This window comes from Micromonospora sp. CNZ297 (assembly GCF_007827625.1).
Window position 1 is genome coordinate 115,278 of record NZ_VISU01000013.1, and the last position, 25,663, is coordinate 140,940.

The 25,663-nt window shown below is 75.7% G+C and carries 21 protein-coding genes; 13 read left to right on the forward strand and 8 right to left on the reverse strand.

The genetic code is table 11. From position 1 onward, the window contains the following. Nucleotides 1-50: 50 nt before the first annotated feature. The 4 genes from FB454_RS22240 to FB454_RS22255 form a co-directional block, all read right to left on the reverse strand. Entirely contained in the window at nt 51-1,685 is a 1,635-nt protein-coding gene (locus FB454_RS22240; protein ID WP_145823401.1) for a serine/threonine-protein kinase, read from the reverse strand. A gap of 314 nt (nt 1,686-1,999) precedes the next feature. Next, nucleotides 2,000-3,787, reverse strand: coding sequence for a CehA/McbA family metallohydrolase domain-containing protein (locus FB454_RS22245; RefSeq protein WP_145823402.1), 1,788 nt, complete (start codon nt 3,785-3,787; stop codon nt 2,000-2,002). 41 nt (nt 3,788-3,828) lie between these two features. Next, nucleotides 3,829-4,269: a DUF4395 domain-containing protein gene (locus FB454_RS22250; RefSeq protein ID WP_013476696.1), complete on the reverse strand. Its 441-nt coding sequence runs from the start codon at nt 4,267-4,269 to the stop codon at nt 3,829-3,831. A gap of 117 nt (nt 4,270-4,386) precedes the next feature. Continuing rightward, nucleotides 4,387-4,833 carry a TlpA family protein disulfide reductase gene (locus tag FB454_RS22255; protein WP_240638337.1) on the reverse strand — a complete coding sequence of 149 codons (447 nt, stop codon included), beginning with the start codon at nt 4,831-4,833 and terminating at the stop codon, nt 4,387-4,389. A 223-nt stretch (nt 4,834-5,056) separates the two neighbouring features. Between FB454_RS22255 and FB454_RS22260 the strand changes: the two genes are divergently transcribed. From FB454_RS22260 to FB454_RS22285, 6 genes are all read left to right on the forward strand, one after another. Next, nucleotides 5,057-6,190: a peptidoglycan recognition protein family protein gene (locus tag FB454_RS22260; RefSeq protein WP_145823403.1), complete on the forward strand. Its 1,134-nt coding sequence runs from the start codon at nt 5,057-5,059 to the stop codon at nt 6,188-6,190. Nucleotides 6,191-6,449: 259 nt separating this feature from the next. Beyond that, nucleotides 6,450-9,635, forward strand: a complete 3,186-nt coding sequence (locus tag FB454_RS22265; protein WP_145755403.1) for a penicillin acylase family protein — start codon at nt 6,450-6,452, stop codon at nt 9,633-9,635. A gap of 96 nt (nt 9,636-9,731) precedes the next feature. Next, a complete protein-coding gene (dinB, locus tag FB454_RS22270) occupies nt 9,732-10,919 on the forward strand; it encodes a DNA polymerase IV (protein ID WP_145755404.1) in 1,188 nt (395 codons plus the stop codon). 105 nt (nt 10,920-11,024) lie between these two features. Beyond that, a complete protein-coding gene (locus FB454_RS22275; RefSeq protein ID WP_047892476.1) occupies nt 11,025-11,957 on the forward strand; it encodes a hypothetical protein in 933 nt (310 codons plus the stop codon). 114 nt (nt 11,958-12,071) lie between these two features. Then, on the forward strand, nt 12,072-13,289 hold the full coding sequence (locus FB454_RS22280) for a sensor histidine kinase (protein WP_013286462.1): 1,218 nt from the start codon (nt 12,072-12,074) through the stop codon (nt 13,287-13,289). Further along, on the forward strand, nt 13,286-13,912 hold the full coding sequence (locus FB454_RS22285) for a response regulator (protein WP_013286463.1): 627 nt from the start codon (nt 13,286-13,288) through the stop codon (nt 13,910-13,912). Before FB454_RS22280 ends, FB454_RS22285 begins: the two co-directional genes overlap by 4 nt. A gap of 5 nt (nt 13,913-13,917) precedes the next feature. Here FB454_RS22285 and FB454_RS22290 read toward each other — a convergent pair whose 3' ends face one another. The 3 genes from FB454_RS22290 to FB454_RS22300 form a co-directional block, all read right to left on the reverse strand. Then, a complete protein-coding gene (locus tag FB454_RS22290) occupies nt 13,918-14,631 on the reverse strand; it encodes an RraA family protein (RefSeq protein ID WP_030273205.1) in 714 nt (237 codons plus the stop codon). Nucleotides 14,632-14,640: 9 nt separating this feature from the next. After that, a complete protein-coding gene (locus FB454_RS22295; protein WP_013286465.1) occupies nt 14,641-15,939 on the reverse strand; it encodes an FUSC family protein in 1,299 nt (432 codons plus the stop codon). 64 nt (nt 15,940-16,003) lie between these two features. Then, nucleotides 16,004-16,756, reverse strand: coding sequence for a dienelactone hydrolase family protein (locus tag FB454_RS22300; protein ID WP_013476689.1), 753 nt, complete (start codon nt 16,754-16,756; stop codon nt 16,004-16,006). 112 nt (nt 16,757-16,868) lie between these two features. Between FB454_RS22300 and FB454_RS22305 the strand changes: the two genes are divergently transcribed. Then, nucleotides 16,869-17,267 (forward strand): DUF2267 domain-containing protein, encoded by a 399-nt coding sequence (locus FB454_RS22305; protein ID WP_145823404.1) that lies wholly within the window; start codon nt 16,869-16,871, stop codon nt 17,265-17,267. A 10-nt stretch (nt 17,268-17,277) separates the two neighbouring features. After that, a complete protein-coding gene (locus tag FB454_RS22310) occupies nt 17,278-17,538 on the forward strand; it encodes a hypothetical protein (protein WP_013286468.1) in 261 nt (86 codons plus the stop codon). Nucleotides 17,539-17,541: 3 nt separating this feature from the next. Here FB454_RS22310 and FB454_RS22315 read toward each other — a convergent pair whose 3' ends face one another. Continuing rightward, a complete protein-coding gene (locus tag FB454_RS22315; RefSeq protein ID WP_013286469.1) occupies nt 17,542-18,471 on the reverse strand; it encodes a diacylglycerol/lipid kinase family protein in 930 nt (309 codons plus the stop codon). Between the two features lie 107 nt (nt 18,472-18,578). Between FB454_RS22315 and FB454_RS22320 the strand changes: the two genes are divergently transcribed. Genes FB454_RS22320 through FB454_RS22340 form a run of 5 tightly spaced genes read left to right on the forward strand, consistent with a single transcriptional unit; the run spans nt 18,579 to nt 25,661 of the window. Further along, entirely contained in the window at nt 18,579-20,282 is a 1,704-nt protein-coding gene (locus tag FB454_RS22320; RefSeq protein ID WP_145823405.1) for a sugar ABC transporter permease, read from the forward strand. A 47-nt stretch (nt 20,283-20,329) separates the two neighbouring features. Beyond that, nucleotides 20,330-20,881 (forward strand): hypothetical protein, encoded by a 552-nt coding sequence (locus tag FB454_RS22325; RefSeq protein ID WP_013286471.1) that lies wholly within the window; start codon nt 20,330-20,332, stop codon nt 20,879-20,881. Nucleotides 20,882-20,892: 11 nt separating this feature from the next. Then, on the forward strand, nt 20,893-21,435 hold the full coding sequence (locus FB454_RS22330) for a hypothetical protein (RefSeq protein ID WP_145823406.1): 543 nt from the start codon (nt 20,893-20,895) through the stop codon (nt 21,433-21,435). Then, nucleotides 21,432-22,871, forward strand: coding sequence for a hypothetical protein (locus tag FB454_RS22335; RefSeq protein ID WP_486485441.1), 1,440 nt, complete (start codon nt 21,432-21,434; stop codon nt 22,869-22,871). Before FB454_RS22330 ends, FB454_RS22335 begins: the two co-directional genes overlap by 4 nt. A 48-nt stretch (nt 22,872-22,919) precedes the next feature. After that, nucleotides 22,920-25,661 (forward strand): helix-turn-helix transcriptional regulator, encoded by a 2,742-nt coding sequence (locus FB454_RS22340; protein WP_145823408.1) that lies wholly within the window; start codon nt 22,920-22,922, stop codon nt 25,659-25,661. The last annotated feature ends 2 nt before the right edge of the window (nt 25,662-25,663 follow it).

Here is a 25,663-nt window from a genome sequence, read left to right on the forward strand (position 1 = left end):
ACCGTCCCCGGGACGGGCTGCGGTGCGGGGCAGCGGGCACTGTCGTACTCCTAGCCGGGGGTGCAGTCGTGGTAGAGCGTCACGTACACCGGTGACGTCGAGGTGGTCGTGTTGCCGGCGGCGTCGGCGGCGGTGACCCGGATGGGGATGCGGGCGCTGCGCTTGGGCGTGGACAGCGGGCCGAGCGTGCCGGTGAACAGCCCGCGCCCGGCGGCGGCCATCCGGATCGTGCCGGTGGCGCCGTCGACGGTGTAGACGAAGGTGACCGTGAGCGCGGCCGGGCCGCTGCGATCGTCGGTGACGGTGGCGGTGACGGTGCTGCTCTTGGCGCCGTAGGGGCAGCCCTTCGGGTCCAGCTCGCCCGGGTCGGCGCTCACGCCGTCCACGACCGGCGCTGTCACGTCCGGTGGCGGCGGGCTGGTGGTGCGCGACGCGCTGGGGGTGGGTGTGCCGGTTCGGGTCGGCGTCCCCGTCGGATCGGGGGTGGCCGACGGCGCGGGAGGTGGCGGCGCGGCGGACACGGTGGACGGGCCGGGTGTCGGTGACGGGCTGGGTGTCTCGGCGCCGGTCGGGTCCGGTACGGGTGCGCCGGTGGTGGCGGGGGCGGCGCTCGCCGGGCCGGTCGGGCCCGCGGCGGACGTGTCGTCGTGGGCGGCGTAGCTGTAGCCGGCGCCGCCGGCCAGGACGGCGGCGGCCAGGGCACCGGCGGCGAGGACGGTACGGGTGCGGCCCTTACGGAACCGTCCGCCCCGGCCGGTGGTGGTCGTGCCGAGTTCGGTGTGCGCGACGGCGGTGGCGCCCTCGGCCCGGTCCGGGAACGGCCACAGCGCGGCCAGCAGCAATGCCCGCCGAGCCAGCTCGCGCAGCCCGCGTTCCTCCCATTCCGGGCCGTAGCCGGTGCCGGCGACCCGTTCCAGCAGCTCCAGGAACGCCTCGGCGGACGGCGGGCGCTCGTCGGGGCGCTTGGCCATGCCGTGGCGCAGCAGTTCGTGCACCGGCGGGGGTGCCGCCTCGGCGGGGATCGGCGCGCTGGCGTGCTGGTCGCGCAGGGAGAGCAGGTCCGGTCCCTGGTACGGGGGGCGGCCGGTGAGGCACTCGAAGAACGTGGCGGTGGCGGCGTAGACGTCGCACGCGGGGCCGGCCGGGGCGCCGGTCCACTGCTCGGGGGCCATGTAGCGGGGCGTGCCGGACACTGTGGTGTCGGAGCCCTGGCCGATCGGCATGGCGATGCCGAAGTCGGCGAGCTTGCTCAGCCCGGCGCCGGTGACCAGCACGTTCTCCGGTTTGTAGTCGCGGTGCACGACGCCGTGGGTGTGTGCGGCGGCCAGGCCGGCGAGTGAGCCCTTGAGGACGCAGAGCGCGGCCTCGGGTGTGGTCGGGCCGTGTTCGCGCAGCATCTGGCGCAGTGAGACGCCGTCGACCAGTTCCATCACGATGGCGGCGCCGTGCGGGCTCTCCACGTACTCGTAGAGGCGGCTGACGTTCGGGTCGTCGATCTCGCCGAGGAGCCGGGCCTCGGTGCGGAACGCGGTCCGGAACGCCGAGTCCTCGCCCAGGTCGCGGATCAGGTACTTGATCGCGACGGGGGTGCCGGTCGCGTCGTGGGTGGCGAGCACGACGCTGCCCGACGCGCCGACACCGAGCCGGCGGACCGGGGTGTATCCGGACAGTTCCCAGCCGCTCATGCGACAGACTCCACGGCGTCCCACGGGCGGATGTCGGACGCCGCCTCGCTCGTCATTCTCACCGTGGCGCAGCCGACGGCCATCGCCGCAACGGCTGTTTCCGGACGCCGGTCGGCGCCCCGTTCCCCGCGCGGCGCCTCACCGCGCGGCAGGTGGTCGGTATCGGACACACCGTCACGATTACCAGACCCCGGCAACAGCCGTCACCTCGTCGATCATGAAGTTGACAGGGACAAAGAGGACGGATCCCGCCGCCAACTTCATGATCGACGGAGAGGGGGCACGGCGGGAGCGGGCGGGAGAGGGGGCGCGGGTCAGAAGCGGCGGGGTGCGGGGATGCCTGCGGGTGGAGGGGTGCGGAGCAGCCAGAGGGGGTTGCTCGCGCCGACGATCTCGCCGTCGCGGTCGCGGACCTGGGTGCGGACGTACGTGCCGGCGCCGACGCGCACCGGCAGGTCGTACCAGCCCTGCCGCAGCTGCCGCCAGGGGACCTGCCCGACCCGGACCGCCGGTGTCGGGTCCGCGACACCGGCCCGGTCGACGTCGCCGGTGACCGTCTCCAGCGTGGCCCCGGCCGGCAGGTCGGTGGCGCGCAGCCGCACCGTGACGGTGTCCTCGGCGAGCACGGCGAGCGCGCCCATCGCGCTGCGGCCGCCCAGTTCCAGGTCCAGCGCGCCCCGGTAGCCGGTCAGGTCGGCGAACCACGCCTGCCCGGCGCGCAGCGCCGCGACCAGGTCGTCCCGGCCGGTCGAGGCAGCCCACACGGAGGTGACGTTGCGGTCCCGGCCGGCCCGCCAGTCGGTGCCGTCGTGGTCGTCGGTGACCCCGACGGCGGTGAGCGGGATCGCGTTGCGGGCCGCCACGTCGTACGCCCAGAGGTGGTCCTCGACCGGCCGGCGTCCGATCTCGATCAGGTCGACGCCGAGCGCGCCGCGGCTGACCAGCAGGCGGGCCAGTGATTCGCGGCGTTCGGTGTCCAGCGGGTGGTTCCAGCACACCACCCCGCCGTGCGCGTGCAGGAACTCCACCATCCGTTCGGTGGCGTCGACGTCGTTGTCCCGGTACGGCGGGGACGGGAAGCGCGGCAGTGTGCCGTCGCCGCCGAACCAGTTGAGGTGCCGCACCATCGACACCTCGTACGCCCGGTGGTGGGTGACGCCGGGGTACGCGCCGTCGTAGCCGCGCAGCACCTCGGCGCGCATCTCCTCGCCCGCCTGGCCGGCGCGGCGGGCGCGGTCGAAGACGAGCCGGTCCACCAGGTACGCGCCGCGCCCACCGCCGGCCGCAGTCACGCCGAGGCGCAGCCCGCGCAGCGAGTTGTCCCCGGCGACCAGGTCGGGCCAGAGCCGCCGCACGTCGGCGAGCAGATCGAACGTGTGCCGCCGCCAGGCGCCGGGCGGGGCGGGCAGCTCGACGGTGCCGTGCCGGCCGTCCACCGTGTGCCGGACCGTGTCCACGCCGCCGAGGCGGTAGCGCAGCACGAGCTGCCCGGCGGGCCGGCCGGGTCCGGCCGGGTGATGCGACAGCGCGAGCTCCACGGTGAGCGTGGCGTCCCGCCCCGCCGCTTCGGGGCGTACGTCGAGGTGCAGTGTGGTGTCGGAGATGTTGGCGGTGTGCGTCCAGTTCCACGCCTTGCCCGCGTACCAGAGGGTGCCGGAACCGGCGGCGGTGAGGCGCAGCGCGCGGCCCGGGCCGTCGGGGGCGTCCGGCGCGTCCACGAAGTCGGCGGCCGAGGCGGTCAGCCGTCCCTCGGTGGCGGGCTGCCAGGTCCAGGCGAGGCCGCCCTCACGTTCCTCCGGGCCGTCGAAGTGGACGACCCGGCGGTGGTCGTGGGCGGCCACCCGGAAGTCGTGGTCGGTCCACCACAGCACGTCGACGCCGTTGCGGCGGGCCTGGTCGAGGTGGGCAGCGTAGCTGGCCACGCCCTCGCTGAACGAGGCGTGCAGGTGCATCGCCATGCTGACCGGCCGCCGGCCGCGCGGCGGGGGCGGCGGCCCGTCGTTCGTGGCGGCCAGCCCGATCGGCACGCCGAGCCCGGCGACCGCCAGCCCGCCCGCGGCGACGAGCACGCTGCGCCGGTCCAGCCGCCCCCGACCCGCCATGCCACTCCCCCGTCCGCCCGGGCCAGCGTACGGGCGGAACCTCAGCGCGGGGGCACCGCCACCCGGGCGGCGAGCGGGCGTCCGGCCAGCCGCCGGATCGTCAGGTACGCCTCGCAGCCGAGGCAGAGCCCGAACGCGGCGTTGAGGAAGGCGGCGGCCAGCGCCGCGCCGGTGGCGGCCAGGCCGAGCGCGGGCAGCCCGGCGAACCAGCCGGCCGCGCCGACGACGCTGAAGACCAGGCCGACGACCTGGGCGAAGCGCACCGGCGCGACCGGCTCCAGCTCCGCCGGCGGGTCCAGCCGGGGCGCCACCAGGGCGCGGAACAGCAGGCCGTACGGGCCGACGCGCGGGTTCAGGGCGGTGAGCGCGAACACGACGGCCTGGGCGAGCAGGAGCAGCCCGGAGCCGGTGACGAGGACGATCGCGAGGACGACTGTGGTGAGGACGGCGGCGAAGCGCGGTCCCCGGGGGTCGAGCAGCATGGGGTGGGTCCGTTCGTGCGGGGGGGGCGGTCGGTCAGGCGGGACGCGCCGCCGCACAGAGGCTCGTGGCGAGCCGGCCGTGGTCCACCACCCGGCGGCGGGTCAGCCGTACGCCGGTCATCGCGCCGCCCCGGCCGTGAGCGCGGCGATCAGGTCGTCGCGGTCGGGCACGCCGGCGGCCCGGCGCACCACGCGGCCTGCGGCGTCCACCACCAGCACCGTCGGGGTACGCCACACGTCCAGTTCCCGGGCCGCGTCGAGGTGTTCGTCCACGCCCACCTCCAGCACCGCGATCCCGTCGAGGCGGGCGGCGACGTCGGCGAGCACCCGGCGGGCGGCCCGGCAGGGCGCGCAGACCGGGGCGGAGAACTGCACCAGCGTGACCTCGCCGGGGCGTACCCCGAGGGCGGTGAGGGTGGCCCGGTGCGGCGCGTCGGCGGCCGATGGGCGCTTCCGGACGGCGCGCAGCCGCCCGTCGTGGCGGCGGCGCCACCAGCCGAACGCGGTGGCGGCCGCGAGCACCGCGACGAGCACGACGATCCCGGTCGGGCTGGGCGACTGCACGGGCCCAGGCTGCCACGGCGGGTCGCGGAAGGCCATGGTCCGTCCCGGTCAGCGGACGTGAGATCGCCTACTCCGGCGGTAGGAGCAACCGGCTCACCGGCCGGTGAACGTCGCTTTTGTCCTCTGGCGCACCGCGCGAGCTTGGCAATATTCTCCACCACGCGCGCAATCGTTGCAGTTCCTTTACATCGCCCGGCGCCGGCCGGGCCATCGAGGAGGCGAGATGCACTTCGACCACCCCGAGCTGGACCGCCGTACGCTGCTGAGGGCCGGTCTCGGCGCCGCCGCGGTCGCGGTCGTCTGCAGTGAGCTCGCCCTGCCGGGCACCGCGCAGGCCGCGCCGGGCGCGGACCTCGACTGGATCATCAGCTGCGATGAGTGGGCCGCCCGCCCGCCGGCCGACCCGCTGTCGGTGAGCGCGATCCCGACCAACAAGATCATCGTGCACCACATGGCGTTCCCGAACGTCACGGACTACTCCGAGGAGCACGCCAAGCAGCTCGCCCGCGACTGCCAGGACCTGCACATGGACGGCAACGGCTGGTCCGACACCGGGCAGCACTTCACTGTGAGCCGCGGCGGTCACGTCCTGGAGGGACGCCACGGCAGCCTGGACCGGCTGCGCGCCGGCGACCGGCAGATGATCGCCGCGCACTGCCCGGGCGAGAACGGGCGGGCCATCGGCATCGAGAACGAGGGCACCTACGTCACCGAGACGCCGCCGGAGGAGCTGCTCGACTCCCTCGCCCGGCTGTGCACAGCGATCTGCCGGCAGTACGGGCTGCACGCCCACGACATCTTCGGTCACTGGGACTTCCGCGCCACGCTCTGCCCGGGCGCGATGTTCTACCGGGAGTTCCCGGCGCTGCGCCGCGCGGTGTTCAAGAAGCTCGGCACGAAGCTGGGCGACGTACCGGCCCGCCGCTGGCCTGACATCTGGCGCTTCGTCGGCGGCCCGGTGGTCCGGGTCGCGCAGTACCTGCTCACGTTCCGCGGCTACACCGTGCCGGTGACGGGCGTGTTCGACGCGGCAACGGTCGCGGCCGTGCAGGACTGGCAGGCGCGCAACGGCATCCCGGTCGACGTCGACGCCACGCTCACGGCGCCGACGTGGGAGACCCTGGCCCCGGAGCTGGACCAGAAGTCGTCGGGCGTCCCGGTGGTGGCCGCGCAGTTCATGCTCGCCTCCAAGGGCTACGCCGAGGTCACCCCGACCGGCGAGTACGACCACGCCACCCGCACTGCGGTGAAGGACCTCCAGCGCCTGCACGGACTACCGCCCAACGGCAAGATCAGCACCACTACCTGGTGCGCGCTCGTGGGGGGTGTGGTGCGCCAGTCGTTCCGCAAGCACTGACGGCGCACCGGCGGGGAGAGCGGTGGGGGTGGCAACGGCGCCACCCCCACCGCGTCGTTGCGGGATGGAACGCGACGAAACGTCGGCATTGACGACTGGTGAACGACGGCTATCCCGGACGGCGGTGGTACGCCGATCATTGCCCGCAGATAGATATGAGTCATTCTCACCTCCGGGCAGAACGCCCGGGCGCGGAGGCCGAGACGCCGTCAGCCGGGCGTACCGAACGGCCCTACTCCGCGTCCCCCGGAGGATCGCCATGCCATTACCCGCCATCCGTGCCCGCCTCGCGGCGCTCACCGCCGCCGCCCTCACCGCGAGCGTCCTGACGGTCATCGCGCCGGCACCGGCGCTCGCCGCCACCACGTTCACCCCCGACGACTACTGCCTCGGCCAGTGCGCCGACATCCTGCCCCCCGGGCAGAACGGCAACGCCACACTCGCCGGCATCCTGGCTCACCAGGCGCTCGGCACCCGTCCCGCGCACTCCAGCGACCAGCTCGACGAGTACGCCAACCTGGTCTACAACTACGCCGGGCTGACCGACGAGCAGATCGCCCACTTCTACAACGACGCCTCGTTCGGCGTCCCCGACGCCCAGGTCGAGAGCAGGATCTCGCCACGCTCGGACGTCACCATCGTGCGGGACAAGGCCACCGGCGTCCCGCACGTCACCGGCACCACCCGCGCCGGCACCATGTTCGGCGCCGGGTACGCCGGCGCCCAGGACCGGCTCTGGGTGATGGACCTGCTGCGGCACGTCGGCCGCGGCAACGTCAGCTCGTTCGCCGGCGGCGCCCCCGGCAACCGGGAGCTGGAGCAGAGCGTCTGGGCCAACTCGCCCTACACCGAGGCGGACCTCCAGGCCCAGGTCGACGCGCTGCGCCTCAAGGGCACCCGGGGCCAGCAGCTCTACACCGACGTCGTCGACTACATCGCCGGCATCAACGCCTACATCGACAAGTCGATCGCCGACGACAACTACCCCGGCGAGTACGTGCTCACCGGCGCCGGGAAGCCGAAGCACTTCACCATGACCGACCTGATCGCCACCGCCGGTGTCATCGGCGGGCTGTTCGGCGGGGGCGGCGGCAGCGAGATGCAGTCCGCGCTGGTCCGGGTGGCCGCCCGGGCCAAGTACGGCCCGACCGAGGGCGACCGGGTCTGGACGGCGTTCCGCTCGCAGAACGACCCGGAGACCGTGCTGACGCTACACGACGGGCAGAGCTTCCCGTACGGCGCGACGCCGCCCGGCGCCACCAGCGCGGTGCTGCCGGACGCCGGGACGGTGGTCGCCGAGCCGCTCGCGTACGACGCCACCGGCGGAGCCGCCGCCCGCACCGGCAGCAGCGCCGCCACCAAGGACCTGGTCGGTGGCCTGTCCAACCTGCGGGCGCACGGCATGTCCAACGCGGTAGTGGTCTCCGGCCGGCACACCACCACCGGCAACCCGGTGGCCGTGTTCGGCCCGCAGACCGGCTACTTCGCGCCGCAACTGCTCATGCTCCAGGAACTCCAGGGGCCGGGCATCAGCGCACGTGGCGCGGCGTTCGCCGGGCTGAACCTCTACGTGCTGCTCGGCCGCGGCCAGGACTACGCGTGGAGCGCCACCTCCGCCTCCCAGGACCTGACCGACACGTACGCCGTGCCGCTGTGCACCACCGACGGCAGCGCGCCGACACTGCGCTCCAACCGCTACCTCTACCGCGGCCAGTGCCTCGCCATGGAGGTGCTGGAGAAGCGCAACTCCTGGTCGCCGACGCTCGCCGACTCCACCCCGGCCGGCGCGTACACGCTGCGCTCGCTGCGCACCAAGTACGGGCTGGTGGCCTACCGGGGGCTGGTGAACGGGCAGCCCACCGCGTTCACCAAGCTGCGCTCCACCTACCGGCACGAGGCCGACTCGGCGATCGGCTTCCAGGCGTACAACGACCCGGCGGCGATGGGCAGCGCGGCGGCGTTCCAGGCGTCCGCGGCCAGCGTCGGGTACGCGTTCAACTGGTTCTACGTCAACTCGACCGAGGCGGCGTACTACAACTCCGGCTCCAACCCGGTCCGCCCGTCCGGGCTCGACCCGAACCTGCCCGCGAAGGCGGAGCCGGCGTACGAGTGGGCCGGCTGGAACCCGGACACCAACGACGCCACGTACGCCCCGGCGTCGGCCCACCCGCAGTCGGTCAACCAGGACTACTACGTCAGCTGGAACAACAAGCAGGCGCGTGACTTCGGCGCGGCCGACGGCAACTTCAGCTACGGCGCGGTGCACCGGGGTCAGCTGCTCGACGGTCCGGTGCGCGCGGCGATCGCCCAGCGCAAGGTCGGCCGCGCCGACATCGTGCGGATCACCGCCGAGGCGGCGGTGACCGACCTGCGCGGCCAGCAGGTCCTCGGCGAACTGCTGCGGGTGCTCGACAGCACGCCGGTTACCGACCCGGCGCTGGCCGCCGCGGTGACCAAGCTGCGGGCCTGGCAGCAGGCCGGTTCGCGGCGGGTGGAGACGTCACCCGGCTCGAAGGTCTACCAGCACGCCGAGGCCATCCGGATCTTCGACGCCTGGTGGCCGCTGCTCGCCTCGGCGCAGTTCCGTCCCGGCCTCGGCCCCGACCTGTACGGCGCGCTCGTCGGCGCCCTCCAGGTCAACGAGGCGCCCTCGGGCGGCCAGAACGGCGCCCGCGACGGCACCGTGCACTGGGCGGCGCAGGGCCAGGCCCACAAGGGCTCGGCGTTCCAGTACGGCTGGTGGGGTTACGTCGACAAGGACCTGCGGGCCGTGCTCGGCGACCCGGTGGCCGGCGGGCTCGGGCGCACGTACTGCGGCAACGGCAACCTGGGCGCGTGCCGGCAGTCGCTGCTCGACACGCTCGGTCAGGCCGCGGCGGCGCCGGCGACCACCGTCTACCCGGGCGACTCGTCCTGCGGGGCGGGCGACCAGTGGTGCGCGGACTCGATCGCCCAGTCCGGGCTCGGCGGCATCACCCACCCGCTGATCGCCTGGCAGAACCGGCCCACGTACCAGCAGGTCGTCTCGTTCCCGGCGCGCCGGGGCGACGCGGTGACCAACCTGGCGCAGGGCCGTACCGCCACCGCGTCCAGCACGCAGTTCCTGACCAGCAACACCCCGGCGAAGGCGGTGGACGGCAGTCTCGGCACCCGGTGGGCCAGCAGCTACAACGACAACCAGTGGCTGCGGGTGGATCTCGGATCGGCCCGGACGATCAGCCGGGCGGTGCTGCGGTGGGAGGCCGCGTACGCCACCGGCTACCGGATCGAGGTCTCCGGTGACGGCAACTCCTGGCAGCCGGTGTTCAGCACCACCGCCGGCAACGGCGGCGTCGACAACGTGACGTTCGCCCCGGTCAGCGCACGCTACGTGCGGATGTACGGCGTCACGCGGGCCACCTCGTACGGCTTCTCGCTCTACGAGTTCGAGGTCTACGGACGGTGACCGCACGCGACCGGCCGGCGGGGACTCCCGCCGGCCGGTCGTCGTGTCCAGGCAGGTCAACGCCGTCGATTCGAACATGTGTGCGAAGATGGCGGGGTGTCGAGCGAGGCCACCATCCTGCACGCCGACCTGGACGCGTTCTACGCCTCGGTCGAGCAGCGCGACGACCCCCGGCTGCGCGGCCGGCCGGTGATCGTCGGCGGCGGCGTGGTGCTCGCGTGCAGCTACGAGGCCAAGGCCCGGGGCGTGCGCAGCGCGATGGGCGGCCGGCAGGCGCGGCGGCTCTGCCCGGACGCGATCGTGGTGCCGCCCCGGATGGCCGCGTACACGGCCGCCAGCCGGGCGGTATTCGAGATCTTCCGGCACACCACCCCGCTCGTCGAAGGGCTCAGCATCGACGAGGCGTTCCTCGACGTGGGTGGGCTGCGGCGGCTTGCCGGAGCGCCGGCCGCCGTCGCGGCCACGCTGCGGGAACGGGTACGCCGCGAGGTCGGCCTGCCGATCACCGTCGGCGTGGCCCGGACGAAGTTCCTGGCGAAGGTGGCCAGCGGCGTGGCGAAGCCGGACGGGCTGCTGGTGATCGAGCCGGACCGGGAACTGGCGTTCCTGCACCCGCTGCCTGTCGAACGGCTGTGGGGCGTCGGCCCGGTCACCGCCGCGCGGCTGCGCGACCGCGGCATCCGTACCGTCGGGCAGGTGGCCCGGCTGGACGAGCCGGCGCTGGTGTCGCTGCTCGGCGCGGGCGCCGGGCGGCACCTGCACGCCCTGGCGCACAACCGCGACCCCCGGGCGGTGCAGGTGGGCCGCCGCCGCTCCTCGATGGGCGCGCAGCACGCGCTGGGACGCGGCCCGCACTCCCCCGCCGACCTGGACGCGGTGCTGGCCGGGCTGGTCGACCGGGTCACCGGCCGGATGCGCGCGGCCCGGCGCACCGGCCGCACGGTGACGCTGCGGCTGCGCTTCGCCGACTACACACGGGCCACCCGGTCGCACACCATCGACGAGCCGACCGCGCAGACCGGGCCGCTGCGGGCCGCCGCCCGTGACCTGCTGCGCGCCGCGCTGCCGCAGATCGCGGAACGGGGCGTCACGCTTCTCGGCGTGTCGGTGGGCAACCTGGGCAGCGGGCACACCCAGCTCACCCTGCCGTTCACCGCCGAACCCGGTCCGGCGCTGGACGCCGCCGTCGACGCGGTGCGGGACCGCTTCGGCTCGCGGGCGCTGACCCGCGGCGTGCTGCTCGGCCGCGACCCGGGCGTCGAGATGCCCCGGCTGCCGGACTGACCGCCCGGCCTCCTCCCGGAGTAGGAGACGGGCTCCGACCCGTGGCCGCGGGTGCGGCCTCCGGGCGGGCGCGACCGGCCCGGCCCGTCACGAGCATCTACAGGCATGACTACCCTGCGGAACCGGGCGGCCGGATGGCACCGCCCCCTGATGCTCCTCGTGTCCGCGATGGCGGTGCTCACCGTCGTCGCCGCGGTCGGCGTCGTGGCCGACCCGCGCGTGCTCACCGGCGCGCCCATCTGGCTCAAGCCGCTGAAGTTCGCGATCTCGTTCGTGCTCTACGGCGTCACGCTCGCCTGGATGCTGTCCCTGCTGCCCCGCCGCAGCCGGGCGGCCGAGCGGGCCGCCACCGTGATCGTGGCCATGTCCGTGCTGGAGATGGTCGTCATCGTGGGTCAGGTGCTCCGGGGCACCACCAGTCACTTCAACGGGACCACGACGCTGAACGCGGTGCTGTTCGACGTCATGGGCGTGGCGATCACCGTGTTGTTCGCGGCCCAGTTCGTGCTGGCGGTCGTGCTGGCCCGCCGGTCCCTTCCGGACCGGGCCGGTGGGTACGCGGTCCGGCTCGGTCTCGCCGTGTCCCTGCTCGGCATGCTCGTCGCGTTCCCGATGGTGGTGCAGCGCCCGGCCGGCGCGGCCGCCGGGATCAGCGGCGCGCACAGCGTCGGTGTGCCCGACGGCGGCCCGGGGCTGCCGCTGCTCGGATGGAGCACCACCGGCGGTGACCTGCGCGTCGGGCACTTCGTCGGGATGCACGCGTTGCAGGCGCTGCCGCTGCTGGCGATCCTGCTCGACCGGTTCCTCGGCGCGCGGCTGGACGAGCTGACCCGGGCCCGGCTGGTGCTCGTCGGCGGCGCCGCGTACGCCGGGCTCACCCTGCTGGTGACCGGGCAGGCGTTGCGCGGGCAGCCGCTGGTGGCCCCGGACGCGCTCACGCTCGCCGCGGCGGGGGTGCTGGTGGCGGCCACGGCGACGGCCACCACGCTGGTGCTGGCCCGCCGCAGCCGGCGTACCGGTGTGGTGCTGGTCGGATGAGCACCACGGTCTCCGGCCCGCTCGGCCCGGCGGTCCACCTCGGACCGCCGGGCGGGTGGCGGCGGCCGGTGAACGCGGTGGCCTCCGGCCGCACCGGTTGCCTAGGCTGACGCCGTGGCCTGGGTCGGTCGGCTGTTCGACGCGCGCGACACGCTCGCGCGGATTCTGCTGCTGGACCTCAGCGGCATCGGCTACCTGGTCTTCGGCGCGCACGGCGGCCCGGCCGCCACCGGTACGCAGTGGGCGCTGGCGGTCCCGGCGTTCGTGCTGGCGCTGCTGTGCCACCGCCGTCCGCTGCTGAACCTGCTGATCCAGGCGGTCCTGCTGGTCGCCGCGCTCGTCCTGGTCGACGACGTGATGATCAACCAGGTCGGTGCGAGCTGGGCGCTGCTGGAGCTGACGATGCGGGCCACCCGGCCCCGCACCGTCTGGCTGGGCGCCGGGCTGCTCGCCGTCGTCGACCTGACCAGCCTGATCGGCGAACCGGTCCGCGCGGCGCTCACCGGCCTGTTCGGGCTGGCCGTCACCGTCGGCCTGCCGCTGCTGCTCGGGCTGGTCGTGCGGACCACCCGGGAACTCGGGCGGCAGGCCGAGGAGCGGGCCGAGGCGGAACGGCGACGGCGCGAGTCGGAGAGCCGGGCGGCCCGTGCCGACGAGCGCGGCGCCATCGCCCGGGAACTGCACGACGTGCTCGCGCACCACGTCGCGTCGATGGTGCTACGGGTCGGCGTGGCCCGGCACGTGCTGCCGGACCTGGACCCCCGGGTCGGCGAGGTGTTCGACGACGTGCACGCCACCGGCACGGCCGCCCTGACCGACCTGCGGCGGCTGGTGGCGGTGCTGCGCGACCCGGACGGCCTCCGCGGCGACGCCGCCCTGACCGCGATCGAGCCGACGGCGCTGCCGGCCGCGCTCGGCGCGGCGGTCGACCGGGCCCGGCAGGCAGGCGTCGTGGTGGAGGCCGACATCGACCCCGCGGTCGGCACGCTCGACGCGGTACGCGGCCAGGCGGTGCTGCGACTGACCCAGGAGGCGTTGACGAACGTGGCGAAACACGCCGGCGCGGCGGCCCGCGCACACCTGACCGTGTCGGTCGAGGACGGCGCGGTGCACTGGACGGTGACCGATGACGGGCGGGGCGCCGCGCCGGCCGGGGTGCCCACCGGCGGCGGCCACGGCATCGTCGGGATGCGGGAGCGGGTCGAGGTGCTCGGCGGGCGGCTGGAGGCCGGGCCCACCGGGTCCGGCTGGCGGGTCCGGACCGTGCTGCCCCCGGCCGAGTCCGCCCACCGGGCGCCCCGGCCCCGGGCGGGCACGCCGGAGCCGGCGTGATCCGGGTGCTGCTGGTCGACGACCAGCACCTCATCCGGGCCGGCCTGCGGATGCTCTGCGATGCCCAGCCCGACCTCGAGGTCGTCGGCGAGGCCGACAACGGCCGGGACGCGGTCGCCCTCGCCGCGCGGCTGCGACCCGACGTGGTGGTGATGGACCTGCGGATGCCCGGCGTCGACGGGATCACCGCGACCAGCCGGATCCTCGCCGACCGGCCCGCCACCCGGATCATGGTGCTCACCACGTTCGGCGACGACGACCACCTCTACCCCGCGCTCACCGCAGGTGCCTGCGGGTTCCTGCTCAAGGACGCGCCCCCGGCCGACCTGCTCGACGGCGTCCGCCGCGCCGCCGCCGGGGACAGCCCGTTCAGCCCGGACGTCCTGCGCCGGCTGGTCGAACGCGCGGTGCACGCCCGCGCCGGCGCGCCCCGGCGTACGGCCGACCTGACCGCGCGCGAGCAGGACGTGCTGGACCTGGTCGCCGACGGGCTGTCGAACACCGAGATCGCCGACCGGCTGCACATCGGGGTGACCACAGTGAAGACGCACATCACCAGCCTGATGACCAAGACCGGCAGCGCCAACCGGGTACGCCTGGCGCTGTGGGCGCGCGGCGGCTGACCCGGTCACTCCTCGATCGCGCCGCCCACCGCCCGCAGGTGCGCCCGGAACGTCAGCGCCGGGTCCGCCTCCCGGGCCGCCAGGTACGCGCCGAACCCGACCTGCGCGCGCAGCGACTCCCCGGCCCGGATCCGGTCGGCCTGCCGCCGTTCGGTGTCCCGGATGGACTCGGCCAGGTCGAACAGTTCCCCGGCCCGATCGGCGGGTACGAACAGCACACCGTCGTCGTCGGCCAGCGCCAGATCCTGCGGGCCGACGGTGAACGGCCCGACCATGGCGTGCGCCAGCGCCCCGTCCGGACGCGGGTCCAGCTCCAGGGGCCCGCTCGGGGTGGCGCCGAGGCTGAACACCGGCAGCCCGACCGCGACCAGGTCCGCGGTGTCCCGGTGCGCGCCCCACACCACCAGCCCGGCCAGGCCGGCCGCCCGCGCCTCCAGCACCACCAGGTCGCCGACGCAGGCCCGGTCGGTGCGCCCGCCGTCGTCGACGACGAGCACGTCCCCCTCGGCGGCCTGCTCGATCGCCTCCAGGAAGACGTCCACGCTGCCGGCGTGCCGGGCCGGGCGGACCCGGCCGGCCAGGCGCCGCCCGGGCAGCACCGGGACGACGGCGGCCGGGGCGCAGCGGACGGGGACACCGGCGCGCAGGCAGGCGTCGGCGACGTGCGCGGTGGTGAGCGCGGCGAAGCGGGCGGCCGGTGCGTCCTGACGGATGTCCATGCGCCGACGCTAACCAGCCGGACCGGCTCGGGCAGGTGCCAGTTCACGCCCGGTGGCCTTCGGCTGGTGCCGTCCGGCGGGCCGGCGCGGGACCGGCCGGCTCATCCGGGCCCGGACCGGCGGGCGCGCCTCCGCCTCCCCCGCCCCGGCGGCCCGGCGCACTGTGCCGTTGGCGTCCTCGGGCCGGCAGCCGGTGGCCCGCAGCAGCTCGCTCTGCCCGGTCCGCAGGTCGCTGATCATCGCCTCGCCGTAGGTGCGCACGCCCTGCGACCAGGCGCGCCCGGCCAGCTCGGCGCCCTGCCGGACCAGCTCCCGGGTGCGTTCCAGATCCTCTCCGGACTTGCAGGCCCGCTTCAGCTCCCGCACCGCCTCGCCGAGGCGGGCCACCGCGTCGGGCAGCGCGGGCGGGATCGGCTCGTCGTACTGCAACGCGGTGGCGGAGCGGCGGGCGATCGAGCGGGCGTACAGGAGCAGCCGTTCGAGGTGCTGGGTCGCGTCGGCGTACCTGTGGAACTGGGCGCGGCGGTGCCAGCGGGCCGGCGCGATGGTGACCACCTCCTCGGCCCCGCTGAGCGCGTCGTTGAGCCGCCCGATGTCCGGTTCGAGCCCGCGCAGGTCCTCCAGGGCGCGCTGGGCCGCGTCGGCGTCCCGCCGGGTCAGCGCGTGGGCGACGGCGTCGAGCTGCTCGGTGAGCCGGGCGACCACCGGTTCCACCGCCCGGTCCAGCACGCGGATCGGGTTGACCGGCAGCAGCAGCGCCACCACGAACAGACCGACCAGGCCGCCGACCAGCGCGTCGAAGATGCGGGGCAGTTCCAGGCCGGGCTGCACCGGCGCGAGCGTGGCGATCAGCACCGCCGTGCCGCCGGCCTGGCCGACGAGCGCGCCGCCGCGCCCGGCCACCAGCAGGGCGGTGGCGATGGCGAGCGTGACCACCAGGCCGGTCTGCCAGGAACCGCTGCCGAGCAGCGCGCGCAGCAGGTCACCGACCACGATGCCGAGGCCGACGCCGACGAGCAGCTCGAACGTGCGACGGGCGCGCTGGCCGATGGCGGTGGCGATGGTGCCGACCGCGGCGGCGGGAGCGAAGACGTGCGCGCCGGAGCCGAGCAGCTCCTGGGCGAGCAGCGCGGCGAGCGCCGCGGCCAGCCCGGCCTGCGCGGAGATCACCACGGTGATCTCCAGCTGGCGCAGCCGGTTCCGGCCGGCCGCGCCGCCCTGGGCGCGGGCCCGGGAGAGCGCGAGACCGCCCCGCTCGACCGCCCGGTCCAGGGGCGAGCGGACGGTGTCGGCGCGGCGGTCGGTCATGACGGCGGTTACCCGGCTCCGGGCCGGTGAATCGTCTGCCGCGCTCCCGCGCGCCGTGGGCGGGTCAGCGGCGGTACGTGCGGTCGAGCAGGTCGAACAGCGCCGTCCAGTGCCGCTGCGTGGCCTGCTCGTCGTACATCGGGGTGTCCGACTGGGTGTAGCCGTGGCGGGCGCCGGCGTACACCTCGGAGCGGTAGGTCACCCCGGACGCGTCCAGCGTCTTCTCCAGCGTGGCGATCTGCTCGGCGGTCATCGACGGGTCGGCGTCGGCGTGCCCGAAGTAGAGTTCGCCGGTCACCGCGCCGACGGCCAGGTGCGGGCTGTCCGGGGCGTCGGTGACCACCCGGCCGGCGTGGAACGCGGCCACCGCGGCGATCCGGTCCGGGAGTGCCTCGACGGCACGCAGCGCGTTCGTGCCGCCCATGCAGTAGCCGGTGATCGCCGCCGGACCCGGCGCGACGTCCGGACGGGCGGCGAGGAAGTCCAGGTAGGCGGCCGTGTCGCGGGCCACCGCGTCCGGCGTCAACGCGGCCATCATCGGCCCGATGCTCTCGAACAGGGCGCCCCGGCGGCTGTCGTCGGCGAGCGCGCCGAGGTCGATCAGCGGGGCGCGCCCGGCGCGGTGGAACAGATTGGGGGCGAGCACCACGTACCCGCGCTCGGCGATCGTGGCGGCCATCTCCGCGACCCGGGGCCGCAGCCCGAACGCGTCCATGAACAGCAGCACGGCCGGGAAGGGCCCGCCGGTCCCCGGCGTGGCCAGGTAGGCGTCGGCGGTTCCGTCGGGGGTGGGCACGTCCACGGTCGTCGGCTGCACTGCCGGGCCTCCTCGCTGCGGGTTCCGCGCTGCACGCTACCCCCCGGCCCGGCGGCCGTTTGCGGAGGTCCAGCGTGGGAATCCGGCGATCCCGGCGGAGGAAGGCGGCGAGATGGACCAGGACCAGTTCATCGGCGAGGTGGCCCAGCGGTGCGGCGCGTCCGCGGAGCAGGCCACCGCGATCACCCGGGCGACGTTGACCACGCTGGCCGAGCGCATCGACGGCGGGGAGGCCCGCGACCTCGCCGACCGGCTGCCGGAGGCGCTGCGGGCGTACGCGTTCGGCCCGGCCGAGGACGCCGAGCCGTTCGGGCTCGACGTGTTCGTGGAGCGGGTGAGCGGACGCGCCGACGTGGACGTGGACGCCGCCCGGGACGGGGTCACGGCGGTCTTCGACGTACTGCGCGACGCCGTCGACCCGGCCGTCTACGCCCAGGTCGTCGGGCAGCTCCCGGCCGAGTACGGCGACGTGGCCGACCAGAGCGCCCCGTACGTACGGCGCTCGGCGTGACGGGCACGCGATGAGCGAGGACGCGCTGCGCCGCCCGCCCGCGGCCGACGCGCAGGAGCAGCGGCAGGACGAGACGCTCGTCGGGCCGCCCGACACGGTCGACGCGGCGGTGCCCGAGGCGGGCGAGGCGGACCTGGCCGAGCAGGGCGTGCTGCGCCCGCCGAGCGACCGGGCCGGCCTGGGCGAGTCGGTGCGCGACGACCTCACCGCCGCCGACGCGGTGGAGCAGAACACGGAGATCCCGCTGCCCGACGAGGAGCACTGGGCCTGACGGTCAGTGATCCGGGCTGTCCGCCCGGGCCATCAGCCGCAACGCGTTCGGGTCCAGGCCGATGCGGACCGGCGTCTGCCCGTACGGCTCGCCGTCGACCTCGATGCGGGCCGGCCGGTCGGTGTCCAGCCACAGCTGGCGTACCGCCAGGAACGGCTCGTCGCCGAGGGTGCGGCGGTGGCCGGCCGCCGCGTTGCGCGCCGTCTCGCGCAGCAGCCCGCGCCGGGTCGGCCCACCCACCGGGTACGCGACCAGCAGCCGGTCGTCGGCGGTGGCGTCGGCGGTGATGGGCCGGCCGGCGTGGAAGCCGCCGTTGGCCACGTACACCTGGTGGGTGGTGAACGTGTGCTCGCGGCCCTCGGCGCGGACCGTCACGGCCAGCGGCCGGTGCCGGGCGAGCAGCCCCAGCCCGGTCAGCGGGTACGCGAGCCGCCCGACGACCCGCTTCAGCCCCGGCGGCGCGGCCTGCATGATGTCGGCGGACAGCCCGATCCCGACGTGGTTGGTGAACCGGGTGTCACCGATCAGGCCCAGGTCGACGTCGATCACCTTGCCGTCGGTGAGCACCGCGATCGCCGCGTCCAGGTCGAGCGGGACGCCGACGGTGCGGGCGAAGTTGTTAGTGGTGCCCAACGGCAGCAGGCCCATCGCGACGTCCCGGTGGGCGAGCAGCCGGGCCGCCGCGCCGACGGTGCCGTCGCCGCCGCCGGTGACCAGCAGGTCCGGCCCGAGGTCGGCGGCCTCGGCGAGTACCCGGTCCAGCTCGCCGGGCCGGTCCACCGGGTACGCGCCGAGCAGCGTGAAACCGGCCGCCCGCAGGCGTGCGTGGACGGTGTCGTACAGCCGGCGGCCGCGGCGGGAGTGGGCGTTGACCACGAGCGCCGCCCGCCGTCGTTCCCGGATCGCCGTCGACAGCTCCTGCTTGGTCCGCACGGTTGCGACCCTATCCGCCGCGGCGGCGACGGATCGGCGCACGGGTGGACGACATCGGTTATCGTCGCGACGGCCATGATCGTCGATCTTCGAGGGTGGATGTCCAGATGAGTCAGCCGGCAGCGCCGCAGGCGACAGCACCAGTGCCCCCGCCCACGCCGCCGTACCGGCCGTCGCGAGTCCTGATCGGGCTGGCGCTGACCGTTCCGGCGGTGATCGCCTGGGTCTGGTCGTACGTCCTGCCCACGCTGTCCACTGCGGCCCGCAGCTTCCAGGCGGACGGGCCGCGCCGCTCGGGCGAGTCGGTCGGCACGGCGAACTACGAGGCCGCCTTCACCGACGGGGTGGTCGGGCAGATCGGGTTCGCGGTGCTGCTCGGCCTGGCCCCGCTGGCGGTGGCGCTGCTCGCCGCGCCGCTGCTCGCGGTCCTCGCCGACCGGGCCGGCCGGGCCGCCCGCCTGGTGACACGGGGCGTGCTCGCGCTGCCGCTCGCCGCGTACGCGCCGGTCGCCGTGCTCCTCGGCCTGCGCGCCGAGGGCATCGAGGACGGCACCCTCGCCCGGGACCTGCAGTCCCCTCGGCTGTTCCTCACCTCGGCGCTGGCGCAGGTGACGTTCGGGCTGGTCGTCGCGGTGGCCGCGACGCTGTACCTGAGCGCGCTGCGCCGCCGCGAGCCCGGCGACCGGCCCGCGCCCGCCGTGCTCGCCGTCGGCGGGCTGCTCACCCTGGGCGTTCTCGCCACCGCCCTGCAGACCTACGCCGCCCCGGCGCTGCTGACCGCCGGCGGGCCGCGCGGGGACTCCGCCACCCCGGTGTTCGCCACCGTGCAGGGCGCCTTCCGGACGATGCGCTTCGGTCTCGGATCCGCCACGTCGACGCTGCTGCTGGTGCTGCTCGGGCTGCTCGGGCTGGCCGCGGCAGGGCTCGTCCTGGCCACCCGGCTGCGGATCGAGTTCGACGGCTGGCGGGACCGGCCGGCCGTCGGGGCGGCGGAGTCCTCCCCCGGCCGCCGGCCGCTGTTCGCCGCGCTGGTCGCGGTCGCGCTCCTGGTCGTCGTCGGCGTGACCGTCTGGGCATCGCTGCCGTGGCTGCGGAACTCCTCCTCCGGCACCGGGCGTCTACCGGCCGCGGTCGAGACCTCGACGGTGCTCGTCAACACCTGGCTGCCGCCGCTGCTGTCCACGCTCGTCGCGGTGGGCGTCGCGGCGCTCGCCGGGTTCGGCATCGGCGCGCTGCGCCCGCTGGGGCGCTTCAGCGAGCTGCTGCTGGTGCCGTTCGCGCCGTGGCTGTTCGTCGGCGTCGGCCCGCTGGCGATCGCCGGCTACGAGCGCACCCAGGAGTCCGGGCAGCTGGGCTCGTTCCTCGGCCTGGTCCCGCCGGTCTGGCTGTCGGTGCCCGCGCTGTTCGCGTTCACGCTGCTCTTCCGGGGCCAGCACGCCCGGTGGCGCTCCGGCGGCGGCGTCGGCCGTACGCTGCTCCTGCCGGCGCTGCCGATGCTGGCCGTGACCGCGCTGCCGACCTGGCTGGCGCACGCCCAGGCGCCACTGTGGGCGATGCTCGTGAGCCGGGGTCCGGACAGCATGACCGCGCCGGTGCTGGTGCAGATGCTCGCCGACCGCCGCTTCGGCGCCGACGGCGGGCCTCCGCTGGGCCTGGTCATGCCGCTTCCCCTGCTGGTGCTGTTCGTGCTGCTGTTCGCCGCGCTCATGGTCGGCTACCTGGAGCGGCTCGCGATCCGCGTCGGGCGGCCGACCGACGTGCAGCCGACGCCCGCCGGGGCGGATCCGTCCGTCCGCAAGGTCACCGCGTAGGGAAACCCCCGATTACGGCCGGTGACGGCGCGCCTAGCGTCGGAGCCATGGCATCTGACGCGCTCACACCGGCCCGGACCGCCCGTACCCACCGCGCCCGCCTGGCGCTGCCCCTGCTGCTGCTCGCCCTGCTCGCGCCGGCCGGGTGCGACTCCGGCGACGGGATCGTCGACGGCGGGTCGGCCGACACGGCGGCGGGCGAGGACGGCGGCGGCGTGGACGCGGGCGCGGTCGACGGCGTCCGTCCGCCGTGCCCGTTCACCGCCGCCCAGGTCTCCGAGCTGGTCGACCGGAAGCTGCGCGACGAGGGCAACTGCTCGTTCGGCGACGGCATCGCCCAGCTGGCGGTCACCACCGCCTCCGCCACCGCCGGCAAGGCCACCTACGACTACCAGCACGACCAGGCCGGCCAGCAGTACGAGAAGGTCGTCGACCTGGACCGGGGCGAGCGGGGCTACCTCGCGGTGAAGGACGTCCGCGGCGAGGCGGTGCTGATCGACGGCAAGGGCACCTACACGGTGACCATCAGCAGCTTCGGCGGCGGCACCGCCGGCAACGAACAGATCCTGCGCCGCACGCTCGACGCGATCCCGGCCTGAGCGGGGCAGGCATGCGAACCCGCCGACTGATCGCGCTCGCGCTGGCCGCGATCCTGTTCACCGCGTCCGCCGGCTGCGGCGGCGACGAGCCGCCGGCCCCCGGCGGCGCCGCACCCGGGGCGGGCGCTCCGGTCGCGGAGCCGACCGGAGAGGCGCCGACCGAGCCGAGCGCCGAACCGGTGGACGACGCCGCCCCGCAGGCGTGCGCGCTGGTGTCGAAGGCCGACGCGGAACGCCTCGCCGGCACGCCACTGGACGAACCGGTGGTGGCCGGGCAGTCGTGCACCTACACCGGACCGGTGAGCGGGCCGACCGCCCAGGTCGAGGTGTTCGTGGGCGAGGGCGCCAAGAAGTACCTCGACATCGAGCGGCAGCTCGGGCACGAGATCCGTGAGCTGGCCGGGACGGCTGACGAGGCGCTGCTCACCGCCGAGGCGTTCTTCCTGCGCAGGGGCGAGCTGTGGGTCGCGGTGCGGCTGGTGCGGCTCAACGACCCGCAGGAGAACCGGGCGCCGCTGGAACGGCTCGCCCGTACCGTCGCCGGCCGGATGTGAGGCGGCCCGTGCGCGGCCGGCGGCTGCTCGCGGCCGGCCTGGTGGTGCTGCTCGCGCTGACCGGCTGCGGCGCGTTCGGGCCGGAGCCGGGCCCGGCCGGCGCGGGCGACGGCGAGCAGCCCCGGTACGGGCAGGCCCCGGCGCCGGGGAAGGACGTCACGCTGCAACCGGACGTGGTGCTGGTCGGCGGCGGCAGCCGCACCGTGCGGTCGGTGAGCCCGGACGGCCTGACCTGGCGGCTCGACCCGGGCGCCCGCGACGCCGACCGGCTCGCGCCCGGCCGGGTCATGTTCCTCACCGGACGCGGCGTGGGTCGGGTGCTCGACCTGACCGAGGACGGCGGCGACCTGGTCGTCACGATCGGCCCGGTCACGCTCACCGAGGTGATCCGGGACGGCACGTTCGGCGGGGACGACGTCATCCTCGACCGCCCTACCGTCTACGTGGCGGGTGAACCGTCGTGGACCCGGGAGACCGCGGCGGCCGGCGGCACGCTGGGCCGGTCGCGTCCGCTCGCCGTCGCGCCCGCGCAGCCGCCACCCGCGCCGGGCGGGCAGGCGGGCGCCACCGCCCACGGCTACCGGGTGCAGACGTTCTGCTGCGCCGGTGGCGTCGGCACGCACTTCACGTACGACGACGGCGGGCTCCGGCTGGCCGGCACCGTGACGCTCACCGTCGGCCGCCCGGCCGCGTCGTTCCACCTGGCCGTCGGCGCCGGCCGGGTGAACCGGGCCGAGCTGGAGATCGGCGGCGGCTTCGGCATCAAGGTGGACTTCACCGCCGGCATCGACGGCGGCCAGAACCACCGCCGCACGTTCCCGGTCCCGGTCGACATCGCGTTCCCGATCGGGCTGGTCGCCGGCCTGCCGCTGTCGTTCACGGTGAGCCAGACGCTGGAGGTGGTCACCGCGTTCGGCGCGCGCCGGGGCACGTTCCGCGGCGCCGGCGAGTACGCGCTGGCCGGCAAGCTCGGGTTCGGCTACGCCGACGGCCGGGTTGGCTCGCGCGTGACCGAGGGCTTCGCGCGCCGGACCAGCCTGCTCGACTCGCTCACCGGCGTGCCGGTCGGCGTGATGGGCCTGGTCGTCCGGCACGGCGTGCGGTTCACCATGGGGATCAGCGCGTTCCTGTTCACCGCCGGGATCTGGTTCGAGCTGATCACCTCGTACGGCGCCACCATCGGTTCCGCGCTCGGCGCGCCGTACGCGCTGTGCCGGGGCGTCGGGCTCGGCGTGCGGGCGCGGTTCGGGATCGGCTACCGGATCCTGGAACCCGTCGTCCAGGTGATCAACAAGTTCCTCAGCCTGCTCAGCCCGTCCCGGGCGCCCCGGATACCGCCGATCGGGGCGTCGGGCGGGCCGAGCTGGAGCGCCGACGTCTACCGCAACCAGGAGGTGATCCCGCCCGTCTCGATATGCGGACAGCTTCCGGGCTAGGCCGCGCCGACGCTGGGTTAGCGGGCGCCGCTGTGCCACCATCCCGCCATGGACGCCGCACTGGTCGGCCGCGACGCGGTCGTCGAGCGGGTGTGGCGTGCCCTGACCTCCGGTACGCCGGTGCTGCTCGACGGCCCGAGCGGCATCGGCAAGACCGCCCTGTGGCGGGCAGTGGTCGCCCACGCCGGGCGGACCGGCTGGCGGGTGCTGTCCGCCGCGCCCACCGAGGCCGAGACCGCGCTGCCGTACGCGGCACTCGCCGACGTGCTCCGCCCGCTCGCGGACGCGCTGCCGGGGCTGCCCGCGCCGCAACGGGTCGCCGCCGACATGGTGCTGCTGACCGGCGAGTACGACGGCGCGGTGGACGAGCGGGCGGTGGGCGCGGCCACCCGTACGCTGCTCGACGCGGCGGTCACCGACGCGCCCCGGGTGCTGCTCGCCGTCGACGATCCGCAGTGGCTGGACCCGCCGAGCGCCCGGGCGCTGCGGTTCGCGCTGCGCCGGCTGACCCGGTGGCCCGCCGTCCTGGCCACCCACCGCACCGGGGACAGCCCGCCGGTGCCGGCGCCGCTCGGGCTGGACGACGACCCGACCGGCCGGCATCCGCTGCTGCGTGCCGACGTACCCCCGCTCTCCCCGCCCGACCTGCACCGCGTCCTCGCCGCCCGGCTCGGCGGCACGCTCAGCCGTCCGCTCACCGACCGGCTGGCCCGCGACGCCGACGGCAACCCGTTGCTCGCGATCGAACTCGCGCGGGCGGTGCTGCGGCTGCCCCGCCCGCCCGCGCACGACGAGGATCTACCCGTACCGTCGTCGCTGCGCCTGCTGCTCGCCGAGACGCTGCGGGCGCTGCCCGGCCCGAGCCGCGACGCGGTGCGGCTGGCCGCGCTGCTGACCGTGCCGACGCTGCGGGACCTGGCGGCGGCGGGAGTGCCGGCCGGGGCGCTGGACGCGGCCGAGGACGCCGGGCTGGTCGTGGTCACGGCGAGCCGGATCGACTTCGCGCACCCCCGGTACGCGGCGGCGGTGCGCGAGAGCATCCCGCCGGGCGCCCGGCGGCGGCTGCACGCGCTGCTCGCCGCCGCTGTCGCCGACCCGGACGAGCGGGCCCGGCACCTGTCCCGCTGCACTGTGGCGCCGGACGCCGCCGTCGCCGCCGACCTGGCCGCCGCGGCGGCCCGGCAGCGGATGCGCGGCGCGTCAGCGCTCGCCGCCGACTGGTACGCCCGGGCGGCCGAGCTGACCCCGCCGTCCGCGACCGCCGACCGGAACCGGCGTCGCCTCGACGCGGTGCAGTGCCGCATCGACAGCGGCGACTACGCGGCGGCCGGGCGGGCCGCCGAGGCGGCGGCCGGCGAGCTGACCGGCGCCGAGCGGGGCGAGGCGCTGCTGTTGCGCGCGCTCGTCGCGTGGTGCGCCGACGACCTGGTCACCGCCGTCCGGGTCGCCGAGCAGGCGCTCGCCGCCGCCGGGCCGGACGGCGACCTGGCCGGGCGGATCCACACCCACCTGACCATGTTCCACGACCAGCCGGAGCCGGCCCGCCGGCATGCGCGGGCCGCGATCGCCCGGCTGTCCGACCGCGACGAGCACCGCCCGCTGCTCACCGCCGCGCTGCTGCTGCTGTTCTTCCACGAGGTACGCGCCGGCGGCCCGGCGCCCACCGAGCTGCTGGACCGGGCACTGTCGCTGGAGGGCGGTGAGCCGTCCTTCCTGGCCGGTTCGGTGCCGGCGATCTGGTGGAAGTCGGTCGACGACCACGACCGGGCGCGGGCCCGGCTGCACGTGATGCTGGACCTGGCGGTGGCACGCGGCGACGACCCGCTGCGGCACGAGGTGCTGACCCACCTCGGCGAGACGGAACTGCTGGCGGGGCGCTTCGCCGAGGCCGGTACGCACATCGCCGCCGCCCGCGACCTGGGTGAGCAGCTGGGCACCGGGCTGGTGGGCGAGAGCTGGCTGGCCGGTGTGCTCGACGCGCACCGGGGACGGCTGGCGCAGGCGGGCACCGCCGCCGCCGGGCTGCGCCGCGACGACGACCTCGGCGACGCCTGGAGCCGGCGGCTGCACCACCAGCTCACCGGGCTGGTGGCGCTGGCCTCCGGGGAGTGGGCCACCGCGGCGACGGCGTACGGCGCGCTCGCCGCCGACCTGGACGGGTCGGGCATCGCCGAACCGCTGGGTCAGCGCTTCGAGCCGGACTGGATCGAGGCGTGCGTGGGCGCCGGTGACCTGGACACCGCGCACGCCGCGCTGGACCGGCTGGCGCGGCGCCACAGCCGGCTGCCGCGCCCGTGGACGACGCTCGGGCTGGCCCGCAGCCGGGTGCTGCTGGCCGGGGCGACCGGGGCGGATCCGGGCGCGGCGCTGGACGCGCTGACGCAGGCCAGGGCGGCGGTGCCGGAGGCGGTGCTGCCGCTGGACCGGGCCCGCTGCCTGCTCGCCGCCGGCCGCACGTACCGGCGGGTGCGGCGGCGGCGGGAGGCGCGGGCGGCGCTCGACGCGGCGGTGGCCGAGTTCGACGCGCTCGGCGCGTCCGGGTTCGCCGACCGGGCGCGGGCGGAGCTGGGCCGCATCGGCGCCCGCACCCCGGCCCCGACGACGCTCACCGCGACCGAGGAGCGGGTCGCCCGGCTCGCCGCCCGAGGCCAGACCAACCGGCTCATCGCCGACGCGCTCTACATCAGCCCGAAGACTGTGGAGGCCAACCTGGCCCGGGTCTACCGCAAGCTGGGCATCGCCAGCCGCGCCGAGCTGGGCGCGGCGATGGGACGTCCGCCGGGCGACTGACC